Here is a 21,643-nt window from a genome sequence, read left to right on the forward strand (position 1 = left end):
TCACCCCTTGGTGATGTTGATGTCCCGCCCGGACATGGTGACGCGGGAGTTTCCCGACGCGTTCGCGGTCAGTGTGACGCTGGGTGCGCGGGACCCGAACTCGGCTGCTGGGGGCCGCAACTCATCGACCAACCGCTGGATTTCGGGCACCATCTCCGGATGGGCGACCAGCAGCCGACGCAACCGCGCCTGCCATTCGCCGACGAGTTGCTGTTCGGCGGTTTCCGCCGCTTCGCCGCCGTGTTCCCGGGCCGCGAGCACCTCGGCGCGTGCCTCGCCCAACTCGGCCACCACCGTGTCCGCCCGCTCGGGGTGCACCCTGCGCCAGAGCTCGCCCATCGCCCGCTGCACCGACTCCCACCCGGCCGTCGCCATTCCGCCGACCACCGTCGACGCGGCCACACCAGCCAGGGCCGCCAGTTCTAATTCCATTGCCGTACCCCTGCATTCCTCGGGTTCCTGGGTCAATGTGTATATCCCCCGAAGAGGCATGGCGTCCCACGTTTTGAGGAGTATCAGAGCAAGAAGAGAGCGCGGCGCTGATCCCGGGACCCACCGGAACTGACCCATGGGTGAGAAGGACGAGCGGCGTTCGCCCTGTCCACACAAAGGGTGTGTGTACGATGTCAACGGGTCGTGACTATTACCCGTGCGCATTCACGTTATACGCTGGCCCCATGGCAGACACAGACGCGGCATCCTCGGGACCGCTGGTCTCCGGAGCTGAGATCGCGCGCCTCACCGGCGTCACGCGCGCGGCCGTCTCCAATTGGCGGCGGCGGTACGAGGACTTTCCGCAGCCGCAGGGTGGCGGGGCTGGAAGTCCGCTGTTCGCGCTGGCCGAGGTGCAGGCCTGGCTGGAGAGACAGCACAAGGGGCAGGAGATCTCCAGCGAGGTCAAGCTCTGGCAGGCGTTGCGAGCGGCGTACGGCGAGGAGATGGTCGGGGCGCTGACCGATGTGGCCCGGCAGTTGGCCGGATCGGAGCCGACCCCCACGTTCCCCGCGGACGCCCGCCGGCTGGTCGATGAGTTGACCGCGGTCGACTCCCCAGCCGTGGTGATCACCAGTCTGGTGCAGCGGCTCGCCGATTCCGCTCGTCGATCGGGCTCGGACCAGCTCACCTCAGAACGCATTGTGCAGGCCGTGCGGCACTTCGCGGGAACGGTCCCGGCGGATGCCACGGTCTTCGACCCGGCCTGCGGCATCGGCTCGCTACTGCTCGGCGTCGGTCCCGTGGACGGCCCCCACCGGATCGGGCAGGACCTCGACCCCCGCAGTGCCTCCCTGGCGCAGCTCCGCGCCGAGTTGACCGACCGCACCGACGTCTCCGCGGTCCCCGGGGACTCCCTGCTCGCCGATCGCTGGCCGGGGCTCCAGGCCGAGGTCGTGGTCTGCGATCCGCCGGTGGGGGTGACCGAGTGGGGTCGGGACTCGACTCTGCTGGACTCCCGCTGGGAGCTGGGTACACCGCCCCGGGCCGAAGGTGAGTTGGCCTGGCTGCAACACGCCTACGCGCACACCGCTCCCGGTGGTCAGGTGCTGATGGTGATGCCGGCGTCGGTGGCCTACCGCAAGGGCGGTCGCCGTATCCGCGCCGAGTTGGTGCGACGCGGACTGCTGGTCCAACTGGTCGCGCTGCCCGCCGGTGTCGCCTCGTCGCACGCCCTGCCGGTCCACCTCTGGCAGCTGCGCCGACCGCTCACCCCTCAGGACGCCGTTTCCACCGTGCGACTGGTCGATCTCTCCGCGAACGCCCCCGATGGGCCGCTGGACCCCGCTCCCGGGCAGGTAGCCGAGGTGCCGCTGATCGATCTGCTCGATGACACGGTCGATCTCACCCCCGGACGCCACACACCGGCCCTCTACCGCGACTACTCCACCGAGTACGCCGTACTGCGGGAGCGGTTGGAGGAGCAGCTCGGCCAGCTCTCCGCGCTCCTGCCCGAGCTTCCGGCCGGGCCCGGAACGGGTTCCCTGGAGGGACCGACGGTGAGTGTCGCCGAGTTGGCCAGGGCGGGTCTGGTGGAGTACGGCGAGTCGGAGCCGGTGTCGGTGAGCGATCAGCTCGACACCGACTATCTGCGGGGCTTTCTGCGCAGTACGGCGAACACCCGGCGCTCCACCAGCGCCAGTGGGACCTATCGCGCCGATGGGCGGGGAGCCAGGATTCCGCAGCTGGACATCGAGGAGCAGCGCCGGTACGGGCAGGCTTTCCGGGCGTTGCAGGAGTTCGACGAGCGGGTGACCGCGGTGGTGCGGTTGAGTCGGGAGGCGGCGGAGTTGGCCCGCGACGGCCTGGGGAACGGCGCCCTCTCACCGCGTACTCCCCCGCCGAACACCGCCCAGCCGCCGTGTACTCCCCCGTCGTCCTGAGTGTTCGCCCTCGCCGGCCGCGTGGTGTCGGCGAGGGCGGTGCGGAAGCCGGGAGCCGTTAGTGGTGGGCGGGCTCGGGGACGAAGGTGCTGGGTCGGCCGCTCCAGGAGACCTGGAGGACTTCCCGGGCCCGGGTGCAGGCGACGAACAGCAGGCAGCGTTCCCGTAGCAGGTCGGAGTCGTGCTGGAGGGTGTCGACTTCCCGTGGGGTGACCTCGCGGGCGAAGGGCAGCGCGCTGAGCGTCACCCCGATGACGGCGACGCAGCGGAACTCCAGGCCCTTCATCGCGTGCATGGTCGCAAGGCGCACCCCGTCCACCTCGGGCCCCGGGTTGTCCCGGACGCGGACCACCGGGATACCGGCCGCCGAGAGCTTCTCGTACGCCTTGTCGAGGAGGATGTTGAACCGGGTGCAGATCCCGATCTCGGATGGCCGCACCCCCTGAGCGATCCACTCCTGTACGCGTTCGACCAGGGCGGATACCTCGACCTGCTCACTGCCGTGCCCCTGGACACCGGGCCTGCGGCCACGGAGCAGGGAGCGGTAGCCGGCCAGGCTGTCGGTGCCCTCACCGCCGAGGTCGGTGATCGACACGGGCGCGAGGATGCCGGTCGACCAGGTCAGGATCTCCTCGGTGCTGCGGTAGTTGATGCGCAGCCGGTTGGTGCGACCGGCCACCGAGATGCCCAGCGAGCCAAGCGAGACCCTGGAGTCATAGATCCGCTGATGGGGATCGCCGGTGATGAAGAGGTCGTCCCCGCCGGAGGGGACCGCTCCGCGCAGTACGCGCCACTGGGCGGGGTGGAGGTCCTGTGCTTCGTCGACGATGAGGTGGTCATAGCCGGGTCCGACCGCCGCCAGCAGTCTGGCCGCTCGGGCACAGGCCCGTAGATGGGTGGAGATGGAACGGGTGCGCAGGCTGGTTTCGAATTGCTCCACGGCGGGCCAGAGAAGTTCGCGTTGGGCCGCGGAGAGAGCGGTGCCCCTGCCCCGGCGGGAGGCGGCGCGATAGGCGTCGAGGGTGCGGATGTCCTGGGCGAGGACGACGTGTCGATATTCCTGGGCCAGGAACTGCTCGGTCCAGCGCAGACCGAGTTTCCTACCGATCTGCTGCCAGAGCCGTAGCTCTTCCCGGTCGCCGATGAGGGTGGGGGCGGCTCCGCCGTGTTCGGTGATGATCCGGTGGGCGTAGGCGTTGACCGTGGTCACATCGACGCGGGAGAGCAGGGACTCATCACCGTCGAGGAGGAGGGAGAGGCTCTCCCTCAGGGTGGCGGCCAGGGCGTTGGTGTAGGTGGTGAGCAGGATCCTGGTGTCGGGCGCGCGGGAGAGCAGGTGTTTGACCCGGTGCAGCGCCACCACCGTCTTACCGGTGCCGGGGCCGCCGGTGACCTGTACGGGACCGTTGTACGAGGTGCGGTAGGCGATGCGGCGCTGGGAGGGGTGGAGGAAGACCCGCCAGGCCGCGAACGGCTTCTCCAGGATGTCGGTGAGCTCTTCGGGTCCGGTGACCAGGGTGATCCGGCTGGTGGTGTTGGCGATGACCGCGGCGAGGGTCTCGTCCGGGTCGGGGCTCGCGTCGGTGGGTCGGCGTACGGCGACCACATCCCGGTAGACCTCGTCCGGGGTGAATCCCTCGGCGAGGTATTGCAACGCCTCGAACTGGTCCTCGGGCAGCAGGGTGCCAAAGGCCTCCAGTTGGGGTTTGTCGACGATGGTGCGTACGGCCCGCAGGACCTGCTGGTCAATGCCCAGATCGCGGAGCACGGTGTCCGAGTACTGCGTGAACAGCAGGGACTGGGCCTGGGACGCGGCCTTCTCCAGGACCGGGGTGAGCTGCTCGATCGCGACGACGTTACGCACTTCCAGCCCGCGGGTCGCCGAGTTGGTGGTGTAGAGCCGCTTGGCCGCCCAGGTGTAGGCGTCATCGTGGGGGACCACATTGACCAGCAGGAACACGTCGCTGCCGTCATCGGGCGCGAGGACCACTCCGCGCCAGAAGTCATTGATCCGGATGGTTCGCATCCGGGGGTCCCTGGCCTGCTGGACGGATTCCAGATGGAGTCCCTTGTCCGCGTGCAACTCCGGCACGGTCAGTTGCTGGAACTTGGCCATGGCCTTGCGCACACCCGCTCTCACGGGTTTCTCCAGGGCCTCATAGCTTTCCCAGAAACTGTTGGCGAACGCTAGTTGCGGCACGATGTGAACTCCCCACCCTGGACGTACACTCCGCAATCGATCATAGGCGCAGGTGGGCGCACATCTGCCGGGATACGGCCCCGATGTCGGCCAGCAGCCCGGCGGGCTGCTGGTCCAGGTCGAGGGCGTGCTGGTGGATGACGATCCCGGCGTGCCGCACCCGGTGGGTGGCGTGCGGGGAAGCGCCCTTGGCATAGATGAGATGGCCATCGGGGAGGCCGAGGGCGGTGCAGTAGGCGAGCATCTGGTAGAGGTCCGCGTCCGGATACCCGGCGTGCTTCTCCGCCTTGTACTTGGCGTCGGCCACGGCGACGGGGATGCCTTCGGGGCCGTAGAGGACGAAGTCGGGTCGCATCCGGATCGCCGCCCCCTCATCGAGGTGGTGGGGGTCCTGGAGCCGTCCGGTGAGGCCGCTGGTGCGGAGCGCCTCCCGCAGGGCGACGGTGACGAAGTCCTCGAAAAGCCGGTTCATATCGAAGAGGAAGCCATCGATGTGCAGAGCTCCGGCGGTGTGTTCCGCCGATGAGCCGTCGAGAACGACCTTGGCGAGATGGAGAGCCTGGTGGTAGCGGGCGTTGAGTCGGGTGGGGTGCCAGGCCGGGAGCAGTTGGCCGCGTATGAGTGGGGTGATGTCGGCGAGCCGCGCACGCTGATGCCGTAGTCGTCGGCGCACGGCCCCCGGTACTTCGGGGAGTCGAAGGAGCCGGTCCACGGCGGCCCGGAGGATGCGGTTCTCGGCGATGTCGGTGGTGAATTCGTCGTACGCGACTTCCACCGGGATGGCGGCCCCGAAACGTCGCCGGATCTGCTCGGCCTCGCGGATACGTCCTCGGACGACGAGCGCGCTCTCCTCGGTGGCGCGGTATCCCTGGAGCAGTCCTTGGCGTAGCGCGCGGTCTATCTGGCGTTCCACGGCATGGGCGAGGGCTGGCAGGAGATCGCGGTGTTCGGCGACCTCCACCGGGTCGTCACGCCAGGCCTTCTGGGGTTGGAGGCTGTGGCCGAGGAGGAAGAACAGCCGGGCGATGGGCACCTTGGGGGTGATCCGCACGGTGATCCGCTCCCCGATCCCCGGTATCTCCACGGCGACGGCGCCCACCTTGCTGGTCGCCCGCAGCAGCCAACGCCCTGGGGTGTAGGGGTCAGGGGCCGCGTCGACGATCCCGGATGCGGCGAGCGCCCGCCCCACGGCGTCGGGCAGCACATGCCCGGTGGCCTGGGCGTGTTCCACCAGCTCCACGGCCGGGATCACTCGGGCGGCTCCGGCGCCGAGTGCGCGAGGGAGGCCCGGAGTGCGGCCAGCCCATAGCGCTTCTCGATCTCGACTCCCTCGCCGTAGTGGTGCTCCTCAAGCAACGGAAGGATCTTGGTCCGCCAGGTGCGCTCCAGGCCGCCTTCGCGGTAGACGCCCTTCTTCATCAGATAGGAGGGGCCGATGCGGAAGTCGGGCTCATCGATGCGGGAGTTCAGGGCGTCCAGCAGATCGGCGGGCTCGGAGTCCTTGCCCTGGGTTGCGAGCCAGCGCCGCAGAAGCCCACGGGTGGGTTCGGTCCGTGGTGAGAGTTCGACAAAGGCGAACCGGCGCCGCATGGCCGCATCGACCAGGGCGATGGATCGATCGGCGGTGTTCATGGTGCCAACGACAAACAGGTTGGGCGGGAGGGCGAAATCGTCGCCGGAGTAGGTCAGCCGTACGGACTTGTTCCGGTACTCCAGGAGGAAGTACAGCTCACCGAAGACCTTCGCCAGATTGGCCCGGTTGATCTCATCGATGATCAGGAAGTGCGGGATATGGCGGTTGCCTTCGCGCGACGCCAGATCGGCCAGCTCCCGCAGCGGCCCTGCGGTCAGCCGAAACGCCACCTCACGGGTCTCGGGGTGCTCCTGGGGCCTGAACCCCTCGAAGAAGTCCTCATAGGCGTAGGAGGGATGGAACTGGACCAACTTGACCTGCTCGGGGCCGCCGCCGAGGAACTCGGCCAGCTGGAGGGCGAGATAGGTCTTTCCGGTGCCGGGCGGCCCGTAGAGCACCAGCTGCCGTTCGTCCCAGAGCAGATCGCGGACTTCCCGCAGCCACTCCACGTCATGCACCAGGAGCTCATCGGCGAGCGCCTGCTCCGGCACGGGCAACTCCAGCTCCCGCCGTGCGGTGATCGCGGGGATCTCCGCACTGGGGTCCCGCTCTGTCGCCTCGGCTTCTTCGGCTAGCTCTTCGTCGGTGAGCCCCAGGCCGTCGATGACGGCCTGGACGGAGGTGAGATCGACGATGTCCTGCTGGATCGAGAGCCGCTGCTGAAGCTCCTCGGGCAGTTCCTCATAGGGATGGGCCATGTCCTGCCAGGTCACCGGGCGCCGGAAGTTGGAGCGCCGGTCCTCGGACTCCAGCTGCTCCACCTCGCCGGTGATCTCCCCGACATACAACCTCCCCTGGGAGAGGGTGCACACGGTGTCCCCCGGCTTCATCCGGGAGAGAAAGAAGTGCAGCTCCTCCACCAGTTGCAGCTTCTGGTTGTAGGTGGCGGAGGATTCATAGTCCGCTTCTACGAGGGTCCGCAGCTCCTCCTTACTGGCGCCCTGTCCCGCTCCTTGGCGCAGGCGGGAGGCGGCGAAGGTGACACGGCCTTCGGGGAGCCAGAGGCGTTGTACGAGGTCGAGCCCGGCGACATTGGAGCCACGGACGAGCCAGGGGCGGTTGGGGCCCGGCCAGACGCCCTGCATATAGTCCGCCAGGGCGCGGCCGTCCTCGGTCTTCCAGTCGGTCCAGCCGTTGGAGCTACGGCCCTTCAGGACAGCGGCGGCCTCGGACGAGGAGTTGAAGACGATCTCGCCGGTGGTCTCCAGCCACCCGGGCCATCTCGCCGAGGAACGAATGCGCCCCTCGCTCAGCAGCTTCTCTCGAACCCGCTGAGCGGAGGGAACCCGGAGAGCGAAGGACGGCACCACATCAGGACGCACCGGCTGACCCAGACCGACGATGAACCTGAGGCTGCCGTTCGTCCCGTGCTCACCGGTCTGTCGGCCCCGGACAACCGGACCGCCGTTGGGCAGGCGCAGATAGAAGTCCGGGTAGTCGTCGGCCATGGGTCTCCTTGCACAGCTCCGGTACACAACGCTCCACAGCACATTACTGGGGCCCGCTGACACCCGACCCAGCGGTGATCAGAAGCGGTCGGAATCGATCTCCGCCCATACGGTCTTCCCACTCGGCGGATACGGTTCGCTCCCCCATCGATCCGCCAGGGCCCCGACCAACAGCAGCCCCCGACCCGATTCACTGTCCGCCGAGGCCGTACCCGGGGGTACGAGGGCCCGATCGCCTCGGGCATCGGTGAGTTCCAGCCGCAGTGTGCCGGTCGTTGTATCCAGTCGGAGCCCCAGCCGAAAGCCGCGCCCCCTGACGAGGGCGTGAACGGCCGCGTTGGCGGCCAGCTCGGCGACGATGTGCTCCGCACGGTCGGTGACGCTGGACGAGACATCCCATCCGCGCAGGGTGGTGACCGTGAGCTGTCGGGCGTCATGTGCGCCCCGCCGGGTGGCGGACAGCCGCCTAGTGAACATACGTACGGTCACCGGAAGTTGGGGTGTGGAGAAGTGCATGAATGCCACGATGGAGCCGGTTCGGGGGCGCTCACCAGCGGCGCACCCCGTACGCAGAGTCCGCGTACGGACACTTTCGGTAGACGGTACGCAGATCTTCCCGTCACGCTGGGTGAGTTGAGCGCGGGGGCGCGCCATGTTCACACCCGGAGGTTGCGGCTATGACCAACGACGATGTCGAGACGACGACAGGCGACTGGGAACGGGAACCTGACCCGTCCGACAGTCTGCGGACCTTCGGGGCCGTCGTCCAGGCTTTACGTGAACACGCGGGCCTCAGCCGGGCTGATTTCGGCCTCCGGGTCAGGTTCTCCAAACACACCGTGGAGTCGGTGGAACTGGGCCGCCGGATGCCGGACGAGTCCTTTGTGGAGCTCGCGGAGGAGGCGCTGGGGAACACGGGGGCGCTACGGAAGGCGGCGCAGTATCTGACCCGCGGGGAGCCTGGGTTGGCCGCATGGTTTCGGCGGTGGGCTCGGCTGGAGCGGATCGCGGTGAGCCTGTGTACGTACGAGTGCAGGCTGGTGCCGGGGTTGTTGCAGTCGGAGGGGTACGTCCGGGCCCTGTGCGACAACGACATCCCACCGCTGACAGACGATGAGCTTGAAGCCACGGTCCAAGCGCGCAAAGAACGACAGAAGTTGCTACGGGAGAGGCCGAACAGCACCTTCGACTTCATTATTGAAGAGGCAGTCTTCATGCGCCGCCTCGGTGGCGACGCTGTGACGCGGGAACAACTGGATCACGTTCTCGATCTCAGCGCCTTCCGCAACACCACCCTTCAAATCATGCCAGCGGCTAGTCAGCACCACGCCTGTCTTGCCGGTCCCGTGAGGCTGGTGGAGACTTCGGATGGACGCAGGCTCGCGTACTCGGAAGGCCAGGAGAACGGCCGCCTGATCGCTGACTTGAAAGAGGTCAGCAGGATTCAGATGCGCTATGCAAGACTGCGCTCGCAGGCCCTTTCCCCTAAGGAATCGGCAGAACTGCTGGAGCGGATGCGAGGAGCGCTATGAGTGAGTCTGAACCCTGCTGGTTTAAGTCCAGCTACAGCAGCGCCCAAGGGGACGACTGCGTGGAGGTCGCTGTCATGGAACGAGTCGTGCGGGTACGCGACTCCAAGGACGTGACCTGCCCACATATTGCGGTGGATCACAAAGGATGGGCGCAGTTTATCGAGTACGCCGCACGCAGCTGAGCCCGCAGGTGGACTCAGTCGCGTGACGCTGCGTGGTCAGCACAACTCGGGCCTGACGAACCGTTCGGGCTCGAGGTTCCGGCAGCGAGGGAGTGCTATGAGCAACCTGGCCAGCCTCAACTGGCAGAAGTCCAGCTACAGCGGGACCGCTGGTGACAACTGCATCGAAGTCGCCTTCACTGAGCGAACCATTCAGGTCCGGGATTCGAAAGACATGTCCCGTCCAAACTTCACCGTCAGCAGGAGCGGCTGGGCTGTGTTCGTGCAGCACGCCGCACGTATCTGAGCCGCCCAGAAGGTCCGATATGTAGCCTCGCGATGTAGGCCGTCTTGGCCCCGAGCACGGGACGGCCATCAGCAAGGAGGGCCATGAGCGGCACGACTGACCTCGGCTGGTTCAAGTCCAGCTACAGCGGCAGCCAGGGCGACGACTGCATCGAGGTCACCCTGATCGAAGATGCCGTGTGTGAGGGACTCCAAGCATGCGGATGGCCCACGCTTCGCCGTGGGCCACGAGGGATGGGCGCAGTTCATCAGGCACACCGCACAAGGCTGAGCCCAGGGTGTGAGCCCAGCCGTACAACTGCCTGCCAGTCGCCCTCGGGCCGGGCCGGGCCGCATGGCGCGGGCCCTCGCCCGGGGGCGGTGTGAGAGTGGACGTGTAGTTCTCGCCGTCCACCAGCGGAGTCTCCAGGCTGACACCGCCCGCAAAACGCCAACTACGACACCGAGCGGCAGAACGCGGTCGGGTCGCACCGGCAGCCCGGGGCAGGCAAGCTCTCGCCCAGCACGACAGTTCAGGCTGGCCGACTTCACACTCTTGATCCTGCACTGCGTCGAGATAGACCGCCAAGCGATCTACCCACGCCGATTTGTGGCTACTGCGGCAACCACTCTCACTTCTCGGGGTTTCCGGCTCCGATGGCTCCCATCACCCGGACCCGGCCCCCGATCAGCCGTTCGCTCACTGCCGCTCCCTGCTTCCGCACGTCTTGTGTGGGTCCGCCCAGGCCCGACGGGCCCACCCCAAGCGGTAACACCCACCTCACCCATGGGTGGCAGAGCGTGCCCTCGCTAGGGACAGCCCGGCGCCGCTACGGCAGCCAGTGTACACAGAGAGCCAATCCACCGAACGTGAGAGTATGTTGACAATGTCAACGCACTTCTTTAGCGTTTAGCCATGCGCTGGGGGTTCCGCTCCGGGGAGCCGGGCGCGGGTCGGGTGGACGATGGGGCGGATCGTGCGACACGGGGGTGGGGGTCATGACTGAGGCCACAGCTGAAGGGCGGGGCGCTCCGGAACTCCGGAAGGCGCTGGGCGAGCTCTACGCGCAACTGGTGCGCGAGGCGGTGGAGGGCGTGGTCCCCGAAGACACCTTCACCACCGCGACCGAGGCCATCGGACTGGGGAAGGCCGAACAGATCCGGCTGCGGGCCGAACTGGCGCGGATGGGACTGACGGTCCGACAGATCGGGGCGCATACCCAAGGGGACACGCAACCATCACGAATGGTTGTACAAGACGAGGGATCGGAACGGATCGCCGCGGCCCGTGCGCTGCTCGGACGATATGTCGACGAACAGGGCCGCGTCAGCGTGCGGACGATCGAAGGGGTGGCACGGCTGGCGGGGCTGGACAGTCGGGAGTTTCGGCTGCTCCAGGAATCCACGAAGACGGATCTTCCTGACGCAGGGGACCTGGGCGCGGTGGAGGAGGGCGGAGCGGGGGCGGATGAGAGCACCGCTGCGGGTACGGGGTCGGGCCAAGGTACGGCCCCTGGGCAGGGCTCCGAAGCTCACTCGGACGCCGACACGGGCACTGGCTTTCCTTCCGGCTTTGATCCTGCCTCTGGCTCTGCTTCCGAGTCTGCTTCCGGGTCTGCTTCCAGCGCTGATTCTGACGCTGTGTCCGGCGCTGTGTCCGGCGCTGTGTCCGGCGCTGTGTCCGGCGCTGATTCTGACGCTGATTCTGACGCTGCCGGGAAGGCAGGGAAGGCAGGGCAGGCCAGTGACCTGGGCCGAGCGGTTGCCGCCGCACTCGCCGTCATGGAGAGGGACCGCTTCACCACCCGGCCGGGCAAGCGCCTACTGACCGCACTGGAAGAGGTCGGGCTTGCGGTGCTGATACGCGGTGGCGAGGCGGCGGTCTCCAGCCAGCCCACCGAGAGCGAAATCGCCGCCCTTCCCCCCACGGACATCCGGCTCGCCGCCCGTAACTGTCTGGTGGTTCACAACACCGGTCTGGTGCACAAGATCGCTTCTCGCCAACTGGAACAGGGCCTCGAATTCGATGACCTGGCCCAGCACGGGATGTTCGGCCTGATACGGGCGGCGGTCAAGTTCAATCCCACCATGGGCTACAAGTTCTCCACCTATGCGACCTGGTGGGTCCGGCAGTCCATCAACCGGGCCATCGCGGACGAGGGAACCGTCATCCGGATCCCGGTCCACCTCCATGAGGTCATGCGCAGGGTGGCGGTGGCGGAGCGGGATCTCTACTCGCAGGGCCGTTCCGCGAGCGCCGCCGCGGTGGCGGTGGCCTGTGATCTGACCGTACCCAAGGTGGAGGAGATACGACGGCTCAGCCAGCGTACGGACTCGCTGGACCGAGTGATCGGCGACGGTACGCATCTGGGCGAGCTGGTGGCCCTGGCCCGTCCGCTGCCCTCGGTGGAGTCGCTGGTCATCCAGGACACGCAACACGAGTTCCTCCAGACCGTGCTGAGGTCCCTCGGGCATCGAGCCGAGCGCATCCTGGTGCGCCGCACCGGGTTCGACGGCGATGACAAGGCCACGCTGGAGGAGTTGGGCCAGGAGTTCGGTGTCACCAGGGAGCGCATCCGACAGTTGGAGAGAAAGGCCGTCGACCTACTGCGTGAGCTGCTGCCCCCCATGGGGATCGGACCAGGACATCACGAGCCTCCCGAGCCGCGGAGACGCCCATGGCGCCCGCGTACCCAGGCCCGCCACCCCTCGGTGCTGCGCCGACCGGTTACCCGGCCGCCGGTACCCCGCGGCCCCGTCGAAGACCTCGTCGTACCCCCAGAGCAAGCCACGGACCAGGCCACGGACCAGGTCCTGACCCACGGCACGGCCCATGTCCCGGCCGGGGACTTCGTCGGCGCCGGCTCCCCCGTCGAGGTTCCCCCGGCGCCGGAGTACGCGCACACGGCTGCCGTGGCCACGTCGCCGGAGCCCGCGCCCCTCGCGGTGGTGGGGACTCCCCCACCCACCGGCGAGAACCACGCTCGCCCCGCACCGGCCGAGGGCGCCGTCGACGACTCCGTACCGGACGGGGCTGCGCCGGGTGACGCTGCGGCCGTCGCGGATACGCCGGACGGAACCGTGCGGGAGACGCAGGGTGCCGTACAGGATGGTGCGGTGCCAGTCGCGGTGCCGGTGCCGAACAGGAGTACCGCCGTGCCGGACAGGAGCAGCGCCATGCCGGACAGCGATGACCATGACGACCGTGGTGCTCGTGACGAGCGTGTTGATGGCGATGACCGTCCTGGTCACGATGGCCGTGTTGACTCAGCGCCGGAGCCGGTTGACGCCGGGCCGGCCGAACGGGAGGGAGTGCTCCGAGTGGAAGGGGAGGCAGGCAAGGACGTGCCCCAGTACACCGCGAACTGGGAGCAGGCCATTCGACTGGAGGCCCGGTCCAACAACGGGGTGGTCTGGCTCGCCAAGTACTCCTTGTTGGCCCTCGGTCATCTCCAGCTGGCCGTCGTCCTCGGTCAGCAGGCCTCGGACGATGTCGTCGCAGCCGTCTGGGGTGGGCGGTTGGCGGATCGTCCGGTGATCGCGGCACTCGAAGTGTTGCGCAGGGTCCTGGACACCCTCAAGGACGCCGGGCTCCGCCCCGAAGAGTTCTTCGAACGCCCCAGCCAGGTGCTGAACGGGGCCACCCCTCGGCAGTACCTCGCCGAGCGTCCGCTGATCGCAGGAGAGTCCCGCATCGCGGTGCGAGACGCACTGCGCGAGTTCTCCGCCACACTGGTCCCGGGTTACGACGAGCCGGAGACCGGGGCCGGTTCGGCGACCGGTCTGAGGGCCGGAAATGGCTCGGCGACCGGTTCCACGGCCACCGGTTCGGCAGCGGGCGCGGACACCCACCCGGAGACGAGTACGGAGAGCGGCTTGGAAACAGGCCCGGAGCCGGGCCCGCTGGCCGTGCCCGCGCCGCCCCGGCTCGAAGAACCGGCACAAGCCACACTCCGGGCCACCCCTGCGGCAGCCGAACCACCCCCCGTACACCCCGTACCCCACGCCCACCCCGTACAGCCCGCGCCAGCGCAGACGCCAGCGGTGCGGGGAAACAGCGAGATGGTGGACGAACCCGTGGACGAAGCCGGGACCGAGGCCGCTGGGGAGGAAACGGCGGTGGACGCGGGGGCGGGGCCCGAGCTGGAGCAGTTGGCCGAGGGGCAGCGAGCGACTTCGCCCGCGCCGAGGGCCGGGGTCGATGCGCGGAGCCCGGAGCAAGGAGCTCCGCGGGAATCGGAGACCGCTGCGCAGGGCTTGGGGGCCCTTCCGCGGGAATCGGAGACCGCTGGGCACGGCATAGGGTCGACACCGCGGGCCACCCCGCCGCCGTCGCTCACGGTCGCGGAGCACGAGCGGGAGTTGGCAGCCCAGCGCGAGCGGGACCGCGCGGAGTACGAGCGGCGTCTCGATCAGCTGCGCCGTGCGCACGAGGCGAGCGAGCGCAGGCTCCGGGCGGACCACACGCGTGACCTCGAAGCCGAGCGCCGCAACGCCCGACTCCCGTCGGGTGTCGCACAGCAGGGCGTGGAGAGCCGACTCGACGAGCTGGAGTCCGTACTCCTGAAGCGGGTGGACCTGGCACTGCGCCGCCAGGAGAGGTCACTGCGCCACCGCGCCGAGGAACAGTTGAGCCAGCTGCACGACCAGTACCAGCAGCAGTTGCAGACGGCCCATCGCTCGGACGACTGGGCGGCCGAAGCCGAGCTCAGCCTGGCGGACGCCCAGCGGCGGGCCGAAGAGGTGACCGACGAGCTCATCCAGTCCCAGGCGGAGTCGGCGGCTCGGATCAGCGCACTCGAAGACCAACTCCGCAAGGCGGAGGCCGACCTCGCCGCCCGGCACGACCAGCGGCCGTCCCAGACCGCTCAGCAGGCGGAGTTGCATGTGCAGGCGGTCAGGCGTTGGGCTCTCCAGCAGATCGCCAAGGCCGAGCGGCAGGCGGCTGATCGCATCGCCCAGATCGAGTTCGACTCGGGTGTGCGCATCACCGAACTCCAGACCCAGCTGGAGGCACTCCACCACGGTCCCGGGCCGGTGCGGCGGGCCGATCAACCCGATCCCGGGCAGTTGGACGATCCCTGGCGCCGCAACTAGCCGTCCAGCCTGCCCCGGCGCCGCCTTCCGTATCTGCGAGGAACCCGATGGACCCCAGGCAAGAACTCGTCGACTATCTCCGCCGCCGACTGGTGGGACCCGCTCACGCCGAGGACGAGATCCTCGATGTGCCGCCCGACCGGGAGTATCTGCTGGGCACCCTGTACGCCCAGGACGCCGACCTCCAGAAGCAGTTGGCGTTCGCCGCCGAGGAGCCGGACGGGCCGGGCACGGAGGGGCCGGCTGTCGACACCCGGCCCGTGAACGACCCCGTACCGGAGTCCAACGCGTGGCTTCCCTCATCGCTCGGTTTCAGCTTCTACACGGACGCCGACCTCATCGAGGTCAGCTGCGGCGGTGCCCACTACCGCACACTGCCGACCGAAGGGACCCAGCGGCGGCGCTGGCAGCGTGTTCCGCTGCACACGGAGACCCTGCGGATCGGCCCGGACGACGAGCTGGTTCCGGTTCTCGACGGCCGGGCGGAGATCAGACTGCGGCGCCGGCCGCTGGGCTCGGGCCAGTTGGTGACCGTCGCGCTGGTGAACTCCGCCCGGACCGAAGCGGCGCTCGGCAGGTCCGCCCAGTGGGACCGGATGCTGTTCCAGGTGGCGCTGAGCGCCCGGCCGCTCGATGGCGGCCGGGTGTTGCAGTACCCCAGCGTTCGGCTGGCCAGCCGCGATCTGGAGGAGCAGGAACTACGCCTCCAGTACCGCCATGTGCGCACCCACGCCGTCGGGCACGGCTGCGCGGTGGAGGAGGAGTACGACAACGGACCCGGGGTCAGCGGGTTGCGCGCCGCCGTCATGCCGGAAGCCGAGGTGCCGGCCACCCGCGCGGCCGGGTTCACCGGTGCCTCCGTGCTCAAGGTGCTCCATCTGGCGGACGCGACCCTGCCGGTGGGGCAGCTGCGGCGGGAGCTGCTGGCGTTCACGGCCGACTACCGCACCTGGTACGAGGCACAGTGCCGCATCGAGGTGCCGCAGTGGGGGCGGCAGGCCGCCGATCGCGTTCTCGGCCGGGTCAGCGCGGCCCTGGCACGTATCGAAGCCGGGGTGGAGACGCTCTGCGACCCCGCCCGCCCGGAACTCCTGGCGGCGTTCCGCACCGCCAATCTCGCCATGGCCCTGCAGATGCGGCACTCCGCGGCCGACCAGGCAGGTGAGCGACGACCCCGGCGGGAGGCGATGCTCATCAAGCCCGCGCCGGACCCTCAGGCCGCTTGGCGCCCGTTCCAGCTGGCCTTCTTCCTCCTCGCGTTGGACGGAGTGGCCGACCCGCACCACCCGGATCGGGCCATGACCGATCTGATCTGGTTCCCCACCGGTGGCGGTAAGACGGAGGCCTATCTGCTGCTCGCCGCGTTTGTGATGCTGCTGCGTCGGGAGCGGCCCGATGGCGGTGGCACAGCGGTGCTCAGCCGCTACACGCTGAGCCTGCTGACCACCCAGCAGTTCCAACGGGCCGCGACCACCGTGTGCGCCCTGGAGACCCTGCGTCGCGCCGATCCCGGCCGGTACGGCGAAGAGCCGTTCTCGATCGGGCTGTGGGTGGGTGAGGCGACCTCGCCCAACTCCTATGAGGGTGCGGTCACCGCGTTCGACGAGGTGCGGGCCGCGGTCCACCCGGACGATGTGTTCATTCTGGACCGCTGCCCGTGGTGCGGCACCCGGGTGCTCCCCGCCCGGCACTCCGCCGACATCGCCGACTACGGCATCCGTGCCACCGCCGACTCCTTCGGGTTCTTCTGCCCCCGCGAGAGCTGCGCCTTCCACGACGAGTTGCCCGTCGCCGTCGTCGACCAGCAGCTCTACGATCGGCCGCCGACCTTTGTGCTGGGTACCGTCGACAAGTTCGCCCGGCTGGCCTGGGAGCCCCGTGCGGGGCGGCTGTTCGGGGTCGGCACTGGCACCGAACCGCCCACACTGGTCATCCAGGACGAGCTGCATCTGCTCACCGGACCGCTCGGGACCACCGTGGGGCTGTATGAGTCGGCGATCCTGAGCCTGTGTGAGCGGGGCGACGGGGTCGGCCCCAAGGTGGTGGCCTCCACGGCGACGATCCGCAGATCCGGGGAGCAGGTGCGGGCCCTCTACGGCACCGAGGTGCAGCTCTTCCCACCGGCGGGGCTCGACGCACGGCACTCCTACTTCGCCGAGCCGGACACCTCGCGCCCAGGTCGCCGCTACCTCGGTGTGATGGCCCAGGGGCACACCGCGGGACGTGCGGCGGTCTCCACCGCGGCCGCCATGCTCCAGGGTGCGTGGGAACTACCCGAGGAGCACCGGGACGCCTACTGGACTCTGGTGGCCTACCACCACAGCCTTCGTGAGCTGGGCCGTACCGTCACCGCGGCGGCCGATGACATCCCGGCCCAGCTGCTGGGTCTTGACCGCGGTCTCGGCAGCCGGGAGTTGATCGATGACCAGGTGCAGGAGCTGACCAGCAATCTGGCCCGCGCCGAGCAGCCCGTCCTTCTCGACCGGTTGGAGAAGCCGTGGACGGACCCCGCTTCGGTGTCCTTCCTGCCCTGCACCAACATGCTGTCGGTCGGGGTGGACGTCAAACGGCTCGCCCTGATGCTGATGCAGGGGCAGCCCAAGACGACCGCCGAGTACATCCAGGCGACCAGCCGGGTGGGCCGACACCGCGTCCCCGGTCTCGTGGTGGCCTTCTTCAACGCGACGCGTCCCCGGGACCGCTCCCACTACGAGACCTTCGGCGACTACCACCAGGCCCTGTACCGGCATGTCGAGCCCACCAGCGTCACCCCCTGGTCGGTTCCCTCGCGCCGCCGCGCTCTCCATGCGGCGCTGGTGATCCTCGTACGCCACCGGCTCGGTCTCGCGGCCGAGAACCGGGCGGGGGATCTGGTCGATCTGATGCCCGAGGCACAGAAGCTGAGCGAGCTGCTGGTTCGTAGGGCGGCGGCCGGCGACCCGCGCGCCATGGACGACGTCAGGGCCGAGGTGGCCGAACTGCTGGACTCCTGGCAACAGGCGGCGCACCAGGCCCGCAGCGAGGGCAAGGAGCTGCACTACCGAAGCCAGGGCAAGGGCCAACACCATCTACTCAAGAACTTCGAACAGCACGGCGGCCTCTGGGAGACACCGCACTCGATGCGCAGTGTCGACCGTGAGTGCCAGGTGACGGTGAAGGGAGCCGACCTGTGAAGCGCACACTGCGAGTCCGTCAGGCGCAGACGGTGCTGCCGTTCGGCGTCGGGGCGGTCTTCGACATCCAGGGTGAGTCGTTCGTCGCCACGGGCATCGGTGACTGGCCCAGGTCGCGCCAGCCCGTGGACTCGGCACGGCTGGCCGCCCGGCTCGGGGTGAGCGGGTTCTACTCGGCGCCCGCCACCCTCAATGACCGCTATGACCGGCCGGACGCTCCCGGCGCGCCCTACATCCGCTTCCCCGCCTGGCTGTTCTGCGGCTCCTGTCGGCGCATGATCCGCTGGCGGATCGGCGATGAGAAGCCCGGTATGCCGCCGCGCTGCTCCAACTGCTCCCCGGTGCGCCGACTGGCCCCCATGCGATTCGTACAGATCTGCGCCGGTGGGCACCTCGGCGACGTGGACTGGTGGTTCTGGGCCCACGCCCGGCATGACGCGGCCGCGCGGCAGAGCTGCGGCTCACGGGAGAAGCTGCGTTTCCGGGTCTCCGAACGATCGGCCGGACTGGAGGCCCTCTCCGTCACCTGCACGGCCCCGGGCTGCGGCGCCACCCGCGATCTGCTGGACGTCCTGGGGACGCATGGCGTGCGGTGCGCGGGACGCAACCCGTGGCAGCGGGTGGGCGAGGCAGTGGACTGCACCAAGCCCGTGCAGGTGGTGCAGCGGACCGCGGGCAATCTGTACTACCCGTTGGTGCACTCCGCCCTGTCCATTCCGGAGGCCGACGTGCCGGCGTTGACCGATGACGCGGTGGCCGAACGGGTACGCGCCAGCGACTACTGGATTCCGCTGGTCAGGGTCGCCGGCACACCCCGTGCCGAGATCTTCCGGCAGATGATCAAAGAGGACACCCAGGCGGATGACGCCCTGCTCGACGCGTTGCTGACCGAGGAGACCGGTGTGTCCGAGCCGTCGGGCACGGAAGGCAACACCGCCGCGCTGCCCGCCCGTCCGGACCTCAGCCGGGAGGAGTGGGCGGCCTTCATCGCCCCGGTGCCACCCCTGAACCGTGACTTCAGCCTGCGCGAATCCAGCCTTGGCCTTGCCACCGAGACCGCCGAACCCTGGGCAGGGCTGCACCGGCTCACCGACCGGGTGGTCCTCGCCGATCGGCTGCGCGAGGTGCGTGCGCTGTCGGGCTTCAGCCGGGTCTCTCCGGACGCCGCGGTCGTCCCCGCCGACACCTCCGGAAGGCTGCGCTGGCTGCCGGCGGTCGAAGTGTTCGGCGAGGGACTCTTCCTCACCCTGGACCACGAGGCGCTGACCGGGTGGGAGCAGCAGGCACTGGTACGCGCACGAGTGAACGGCATCGCCGCCGACCTGGGCCGCTCCTTCCAGCAGGACCGGTTGCAGGCACACACCGGGGTGGAGCTCTCACCTCGCTTCGTCCTCCTGCACACCCTGGCCCATCTCCTCATCCGCCAACTCTCCTTCGAGTCCGGCTACACCACGGCGAGCCTGCGCGAACGCGTCTACGCCAGGCCGGAGCACGACCAGTACGGCATCCTGGTGTACACGGCCGCCGGTGATGCCGAAGGCACCCTGGGCGGCCTGGTCCAGCAGGGCGAACCACCGCGACTGGCCGAGACACTGCTGAGGATGGCCGAGACCGCCGCCTGGTGTTCGGCGGACCCGCTCTGCACGGAACACGCCGGCCAGGGCTTCGGCAATCTCAATCGGGCCGCCTGCCACGCCTGCGCACTGCTACCGGAGACAAGCTGCGAAACGGGCAACACCCTCCTCGACCGGGCCCTGGTGGTCGGAGGCGCGGGCGTTCCCGGCTACTTCGAGCCGCTGGTCGCCGCCGCGCGAGCGGCAGCGGCCCTGGAGGGGAACGCGCCATGACACTGAACTATCTCGACCTCACCCCGGCACAACGGCGGTTGCTCCTCGCCCTCCCCTTCGCCGGGAACCATCTGGTGGACGGGCCGCCCGGCAGTGGCAAGAGCCTGCTGGCGGCACAACGGGCCCTGATGCTGGCCCTCACCGGCACCCCGGTCGTCCTGCTCACCCGATCCAATCTGCTGCGGCAGTCGCTGACACCGGTGGTAACCGTTCTCGGCCTTCCCACACCGGGGGTGAAGGTGGCCACAGCCCATTCCTGGCTGGCCGCCTGGTACGGGCCGAACGCCCCACGCTCCGAGGACGGCTGGTACGACTGGCCGGCCTTCTACGAGCGCGCGGCCCTCACCGACCTCCCGGACGAGCTCAGCCTCGTCGTCGACGAGGGCCAGGACCTACCGCCCGCGTTCTACCGGCTCTGCCGGCTCCTCCAAGTGCCCACCACCGTGTTCGCGGACGAATGCCAACGGCTGACCGACACCCAGTCAACGCTGGCGGAGATCGAACGCGGCCTCGGCGGCTGCGAACACCACAGCGTGGACGGCAACCACCGCAACACCCAGCAGATCGCCGAGCTCGCCGCCCATTTCCACACCGGAGTCGTACCCCCCGCGCTGCCCACGCGGGACGGGCCACCTCCGCGCCTGCACCGCCTTCCGAACATATCGGCGGTGACCGATCTACTGATCTCCCTCGCCCAGAAGAGCCCACGGCAGAGCATCGGTGTGATCGTGAACTCCACCCACACCCAGTTCGAACTCCTGAGCCGAGTGGCACGCCGGGCACCCCACATCAAGCCGCAGATGTACACGGCCCAAGCCACCGGAGGCCGATACCGTTCCCTCGACCTCACCCGCCCCGGCCTCGTCATCGTCCACCGCGCCAGCGCCAAGGGCCTGGGCTTCGACACCGTCATCGTCCCCGACACCGAAACCGACTCGGCCACAGACCCCGCCTCGGCGGCGCTCCGCATGACGTACTACGTCCTGGCGACCCGTGCCCGTCACGCCCTTCACCTGGGGTACGCGGGCGAGCGCGAGCCCAGCCTGCTGGCGGGCATCGACCGGCAGACGCTGATGCGCGGGTGACGCGGGCGGGGGCACTCTGGCGGTGAGCGGTGGGCGGGTCGGAGCGTTTTGCTGCACGGGGCAGGGGTGGGCCTCCCCACGTCCTAGGGGTTGTGCCCGAGTACCCGGACACCAAGGGCACCCAGTCCGTCGAGGACGAGGTCGATGCTGACGGCTGCGAGCAGGAGCCCCAGAAGCCGGCTGAGCAGTTCGACGGTGGCGTGATGGGTGGCGCGAAGTACCCGCTCCAAGAAGAGGATGCAGACCAGGTCCAACGCGATCACGACGATGTAGGCGCCGGCCACGGTCGAGCGCCAGGCCCAGGTGGAACGCGCCGTCGCCTCGATGAGCAGGGCTGTCATCGCCAGGGGACTGACGACGAAGGGCACCAGGAGTTCGCGCATGGCGCTGGTGACATCGGAACCGTGCTCATGCGCTGTCTCCGATCCGATGTGAATCCCCAGAACCAGACCGATGGCGTACAAGAAGAAGATGATGCCGCCCGCGAGCAGGAGAGCGGGGGCGCTGATGTGGAACAGGTCCAGAAGCCAGGGCGCTGTGAAGCTGGTCGCCAGACCGATGAGGATCGCGGTGCCGCACGAGAGGAAGGCGATGCTGCGGAGTTGGGGGGTGGGGTGCACGTGTGCGAGATGGGCGAAGGAGAGCAGGACCTTCGGAGGCCCGACGACGGACACGAAGGTGATCAGGGCAGCGGAGAAGCTGAGCGCGTTCACCCTCGGGAATCTAGGCCGAGGACACTGGCACGGCCCGGTACGGCACGAGGTGGTGGAGTGCCACGGAGGATTCATCCCGGCCCGGCGGTCCCAT

Annotated in this window: 14 protein-coding genes and 1 pseudogene; 9 read left to right on the top strand and 6 right to left on the bottom strand. The window is 68.8% G+C overall.

Translation table 11 applies throughout. The features are described 5' to 3' along the window. Positions 1-432, bottom strand: coding sequence for a hypothetical protein (locus NBG84_RS03065; RefSeq protein WP_250917650.1), 432 nt, complete (start codon positions 430-432; stop codon positions 1-3). Positions 433-677: 245 nt separating this feature from the next. Between NBG84_RS03065 and NBG84_RS03070 the strand changes: the two genes are divergently transcribed. Beyond that, positions 678-2,375 carry an N-6 DNA methylase gene (locus NBG84_RS03070; protein WP_250917651.1) on the top strand — a complete coding sequence of 566 codons (1,698 nt, stop codon included), beginning with the start codon at positions 678-680 and terminating at the stop codon, positions 2,373-2,375. A gap of 58 nt (positions 2,376-2,433) precedes the next feature. Here NBG84_RS03070 and NBG84_RS03075 read toward each other — a convergent pair whose 3' ends face one another. The 4 genes from NBG84_RS03075 to NBG84_RS03090 form a co-directional block, all read right to left on the bottom strand. Next, a complete protein-coding gene (locus tag NBG84_RS03075) occupies positions 2,434-4,575 on the bottom strand; it encodes a UvrD-helicase domain-containing protein (RefSeq protein WP_250917652.1) in 2,142 nt (713 codons plus the stop codon). 40 nt (positions 4,576-4,615) lie between these two features. Next, the gene (locus NBG84_RS03080) at positions 4,616-5,827 is read right to left on the bottom strand and encodes an McrC family protein (RefSeq protein ID WP_250917653.1); all 1,212 of its coding nucleotides are present in this window, start codon (positions 5,825-5,827) and stop codon (positions 4,616-4,618) included. Next, positions 5,824-7,656, bottom strand: coding sequence for a DUF4357 domain-containing protein (locus NBG84_RS03085; protein WP_250917654.1), 1,833 nt, complete (start codon positions 7,654-7,656; stop codon positions 5,824-5,826). Before NBG84_RS03085 ends, NBG84_RS03080 begins: the two co-directional genes overlap by 4 nt. 78 nt (positions 7,657-7,734) lie before the next feature. Next, the gene (locus tag NBG84_RS03090) at positions 7,735-8,172 is read right to left on the bottom strand and encodes an ATP-binding protein (RefSeq protein ID WP_250917655.1); all 438 of its coding nucleotides are present in this window, start codon (positions 8,170-8,172) and stop codon (positions 7,735-7,737) included. A 161-nt stretch (positions 8,173-8,333) separates the two neighbouring features. Between NBG84_RS03090 and NBG84_RS03095 the strand changes: the two genes are divergently transcribed. The 8 genes and pseudogenes from NBG84_RS03095 (at position 8,334) to NBG84_RS03130 (ending at position 20,836) form a co-directional block, all read left to right on the top strand. Beyond that, positions 8,334-9,188: a helix-turn-helix domain-containing protein gene (locus tag NBG84_RS03095; RefSeq protein WP_250917656.1), complete on the top strand. Its 855-nt coding sequence runs from the start codon at positions 8,334-8,336 to the stop codon at positions 9,186-9,188. Next, positions 9,185-9,370, top strand: coding sequence for a DUF397 domain-containing protein (locus NBG84_RS03100; RefSeq protein ID WP_250917657.1), 186 nt, complete (start codon positions 9,185-9,187; stop codon positions 9,368-9,370). Before NBG84_RS03095 ends, NBG84_RS03100 begins: the two co-directional genes overlap by 4 nt. 97 nt (positions 9,371-9,467) lie before the next feature. Next, positions 9,468-9,656: a DUF397 domain-containing protein gene (locus NBG84_RS03105; RefSeq protein WP_250917658.1), complete on the top strand. Its 189-nt coding sequence runs from the start codon at positions 9,468-9,470 to the stop codon at positions 9,654-9,656. 83 nt (positions 9,657-9,739) lie between these two features. Further along, a pseudogene (locus tag NBG84_RS03110) lies at positions 9,740-9,926 on the top strand (DUF397 domain-containing protein). A 707-nt stretch (positions 9,927-10,633) separates the two neighbouring features. Continuing rightward, positions 10,634-14,731, top strand: a complete 4,098-nt coding sequence (locus tag NBG84_RS03115; RefSeq protein ID WP_250917659.1) for a sigma-70 family RNA polymerase sigma factor — start codon at positions 10,634-10,636, stop codon at positions 14,729-14,731. A 47-nt stretch (positions 14,732-14,778) separates the two neighbouring features. Next, positions 14,779-17,904: a helicase-related protein gene (locus tag NBG84_RS03120; protein ID WP_250917660.1), complete on the top strand. Its 3,126-nt coding sequence runs from the start codon at positions 14,779-14,781 to the stop codon at positions 17,902-17,904. Beyond that, on the top strand, positions 17,901-19,751 hold the full coding sequence (drmB, locus tag NBG84_RS03125; RefSeq protein WP_250917661.1) for a DrmB family protein: 1,851 nt from the start codon (positions 17,901-17,903) through the stop codon (positions 19,749-19,751). Before NBG84_RS03120 ends, drmB begins: the two co-directional genes overlap by 4 nt. After that, a complete protein-coding gene (locus NBG84_RS03130) occupies positions 19,748-20,836 on the top strand; it encodes a DEAD/DEAH box helicase (protein WP_250917662.1) in 1,089 nt (362 codons plus the stop codon). The genes drmB and NBG84_RS03130 overlap by 4 nt, the downstream gene beginning before the upstream one ends. Before the next feature lie 83 nt (positions 20,837-20,919). On the opposite strand, the gene NBG84_RS03135 is transcribed toward NBG84_RS03130, so the two are convergent. After that, positions 20,920-21,549 (bottom strand): MarC family protein, encoded by a 630-nt coding sequence (locus tag NBG84_RS03135; protein WP_250917663.1) that lies wholly within the window; start codon positions 21,547-21,549, stop codon positions 20,920-20,922. Between the last annotated feature and the right edge of the window lie 94 nt (positions 21,550-21,643).

The sequence above is a fragment of the Streptomyces albipurpureus genome, assembly GCF_023701525.1.
Lineage (GTDB): Bacteria > Actinomycetota > Actinomycetes > Streptomycetales > Streptomycetaceae > Streptomyces > Streptomyces albipurpureus.

What these genes read in the sequence shown, in the direction of transcription:
- NBG84_RS03070 (WP_250917651.1), top strand. Translation starts at nt 678, where the DNA reads ATGGCAGACACAGACGCGGCATCCTCGGGACCGCTGGTCTCCGGAGCT.
- NBG84_RS03100 (WP_250917657.1), top strand. Translation starts at nt 9,185, where the DNA reads ATGAGTGAGTCTGAACCCTGCTGGTTTAAGTCCAGCTACAGCAGCGCC.
- NBG84_RS03120 (WP_250917660.1), top strand. Translation starts at nt 14,779, where the DNA reads ATGGACCCCAGGCAAGAACTCGTCGACTATCTCCGCCGCCGACTGGTG.
- NBG84_RS03090 (WP_250917655.1), bottom strand. Translation starts at nt 8,172, where the DNA reads ATGCACTTCTCCACACCCCAACTTCCGGTGACCGTACGTATGTTCACT.
- NBG84_RS03130 (WP_250917662.1), top strand. Translation starts at nt 19,748, where the DNA reads ATGACACTGAACTATCTCGACCTCACCCCGGCACAACGGCGGTTGCTC.
- NBG84_RS03115 (WP_250917659.1), top strand. Translation starts at nt 10,634, where the DNA reads ATGACTGAGGCCACAGCTGAAGGGCGGGGCGCTCCGGAACTCCGGAAG.
- NBG84_RS03105 (WP_250917658.1), top strand. Translation starts at nt 9,468, where the DNA reads ATGAGCAACCTGGCCAGCCTCAACTGGCAGAAGTCCAGCTACAGCGGG.
- NBG84_RS03065 (WP_250917650.1), bottom strand. Translation starts at nt 432, where the DNA reads ATGGAATTAGAACTGGCGGCCCTGGCTGGTGTGGCCGCGTCGACGGTG.
- NBG84_RS03085 (WP_250917654.1), bottom strand. Translation starts at nt 7,656, where the DNA reads ATGGCCGACGACTACCCGGACTTCTATCTGCGCCTGCCCAACGGCGGT.
- NBG84_RS03095 (WP_250917656.1), top strand. Translation starts at nt 8,334, where the DNA reads ATGACCAACGACGATGTCGAGACGACGACAGGCGACTGGGAACGGGAA.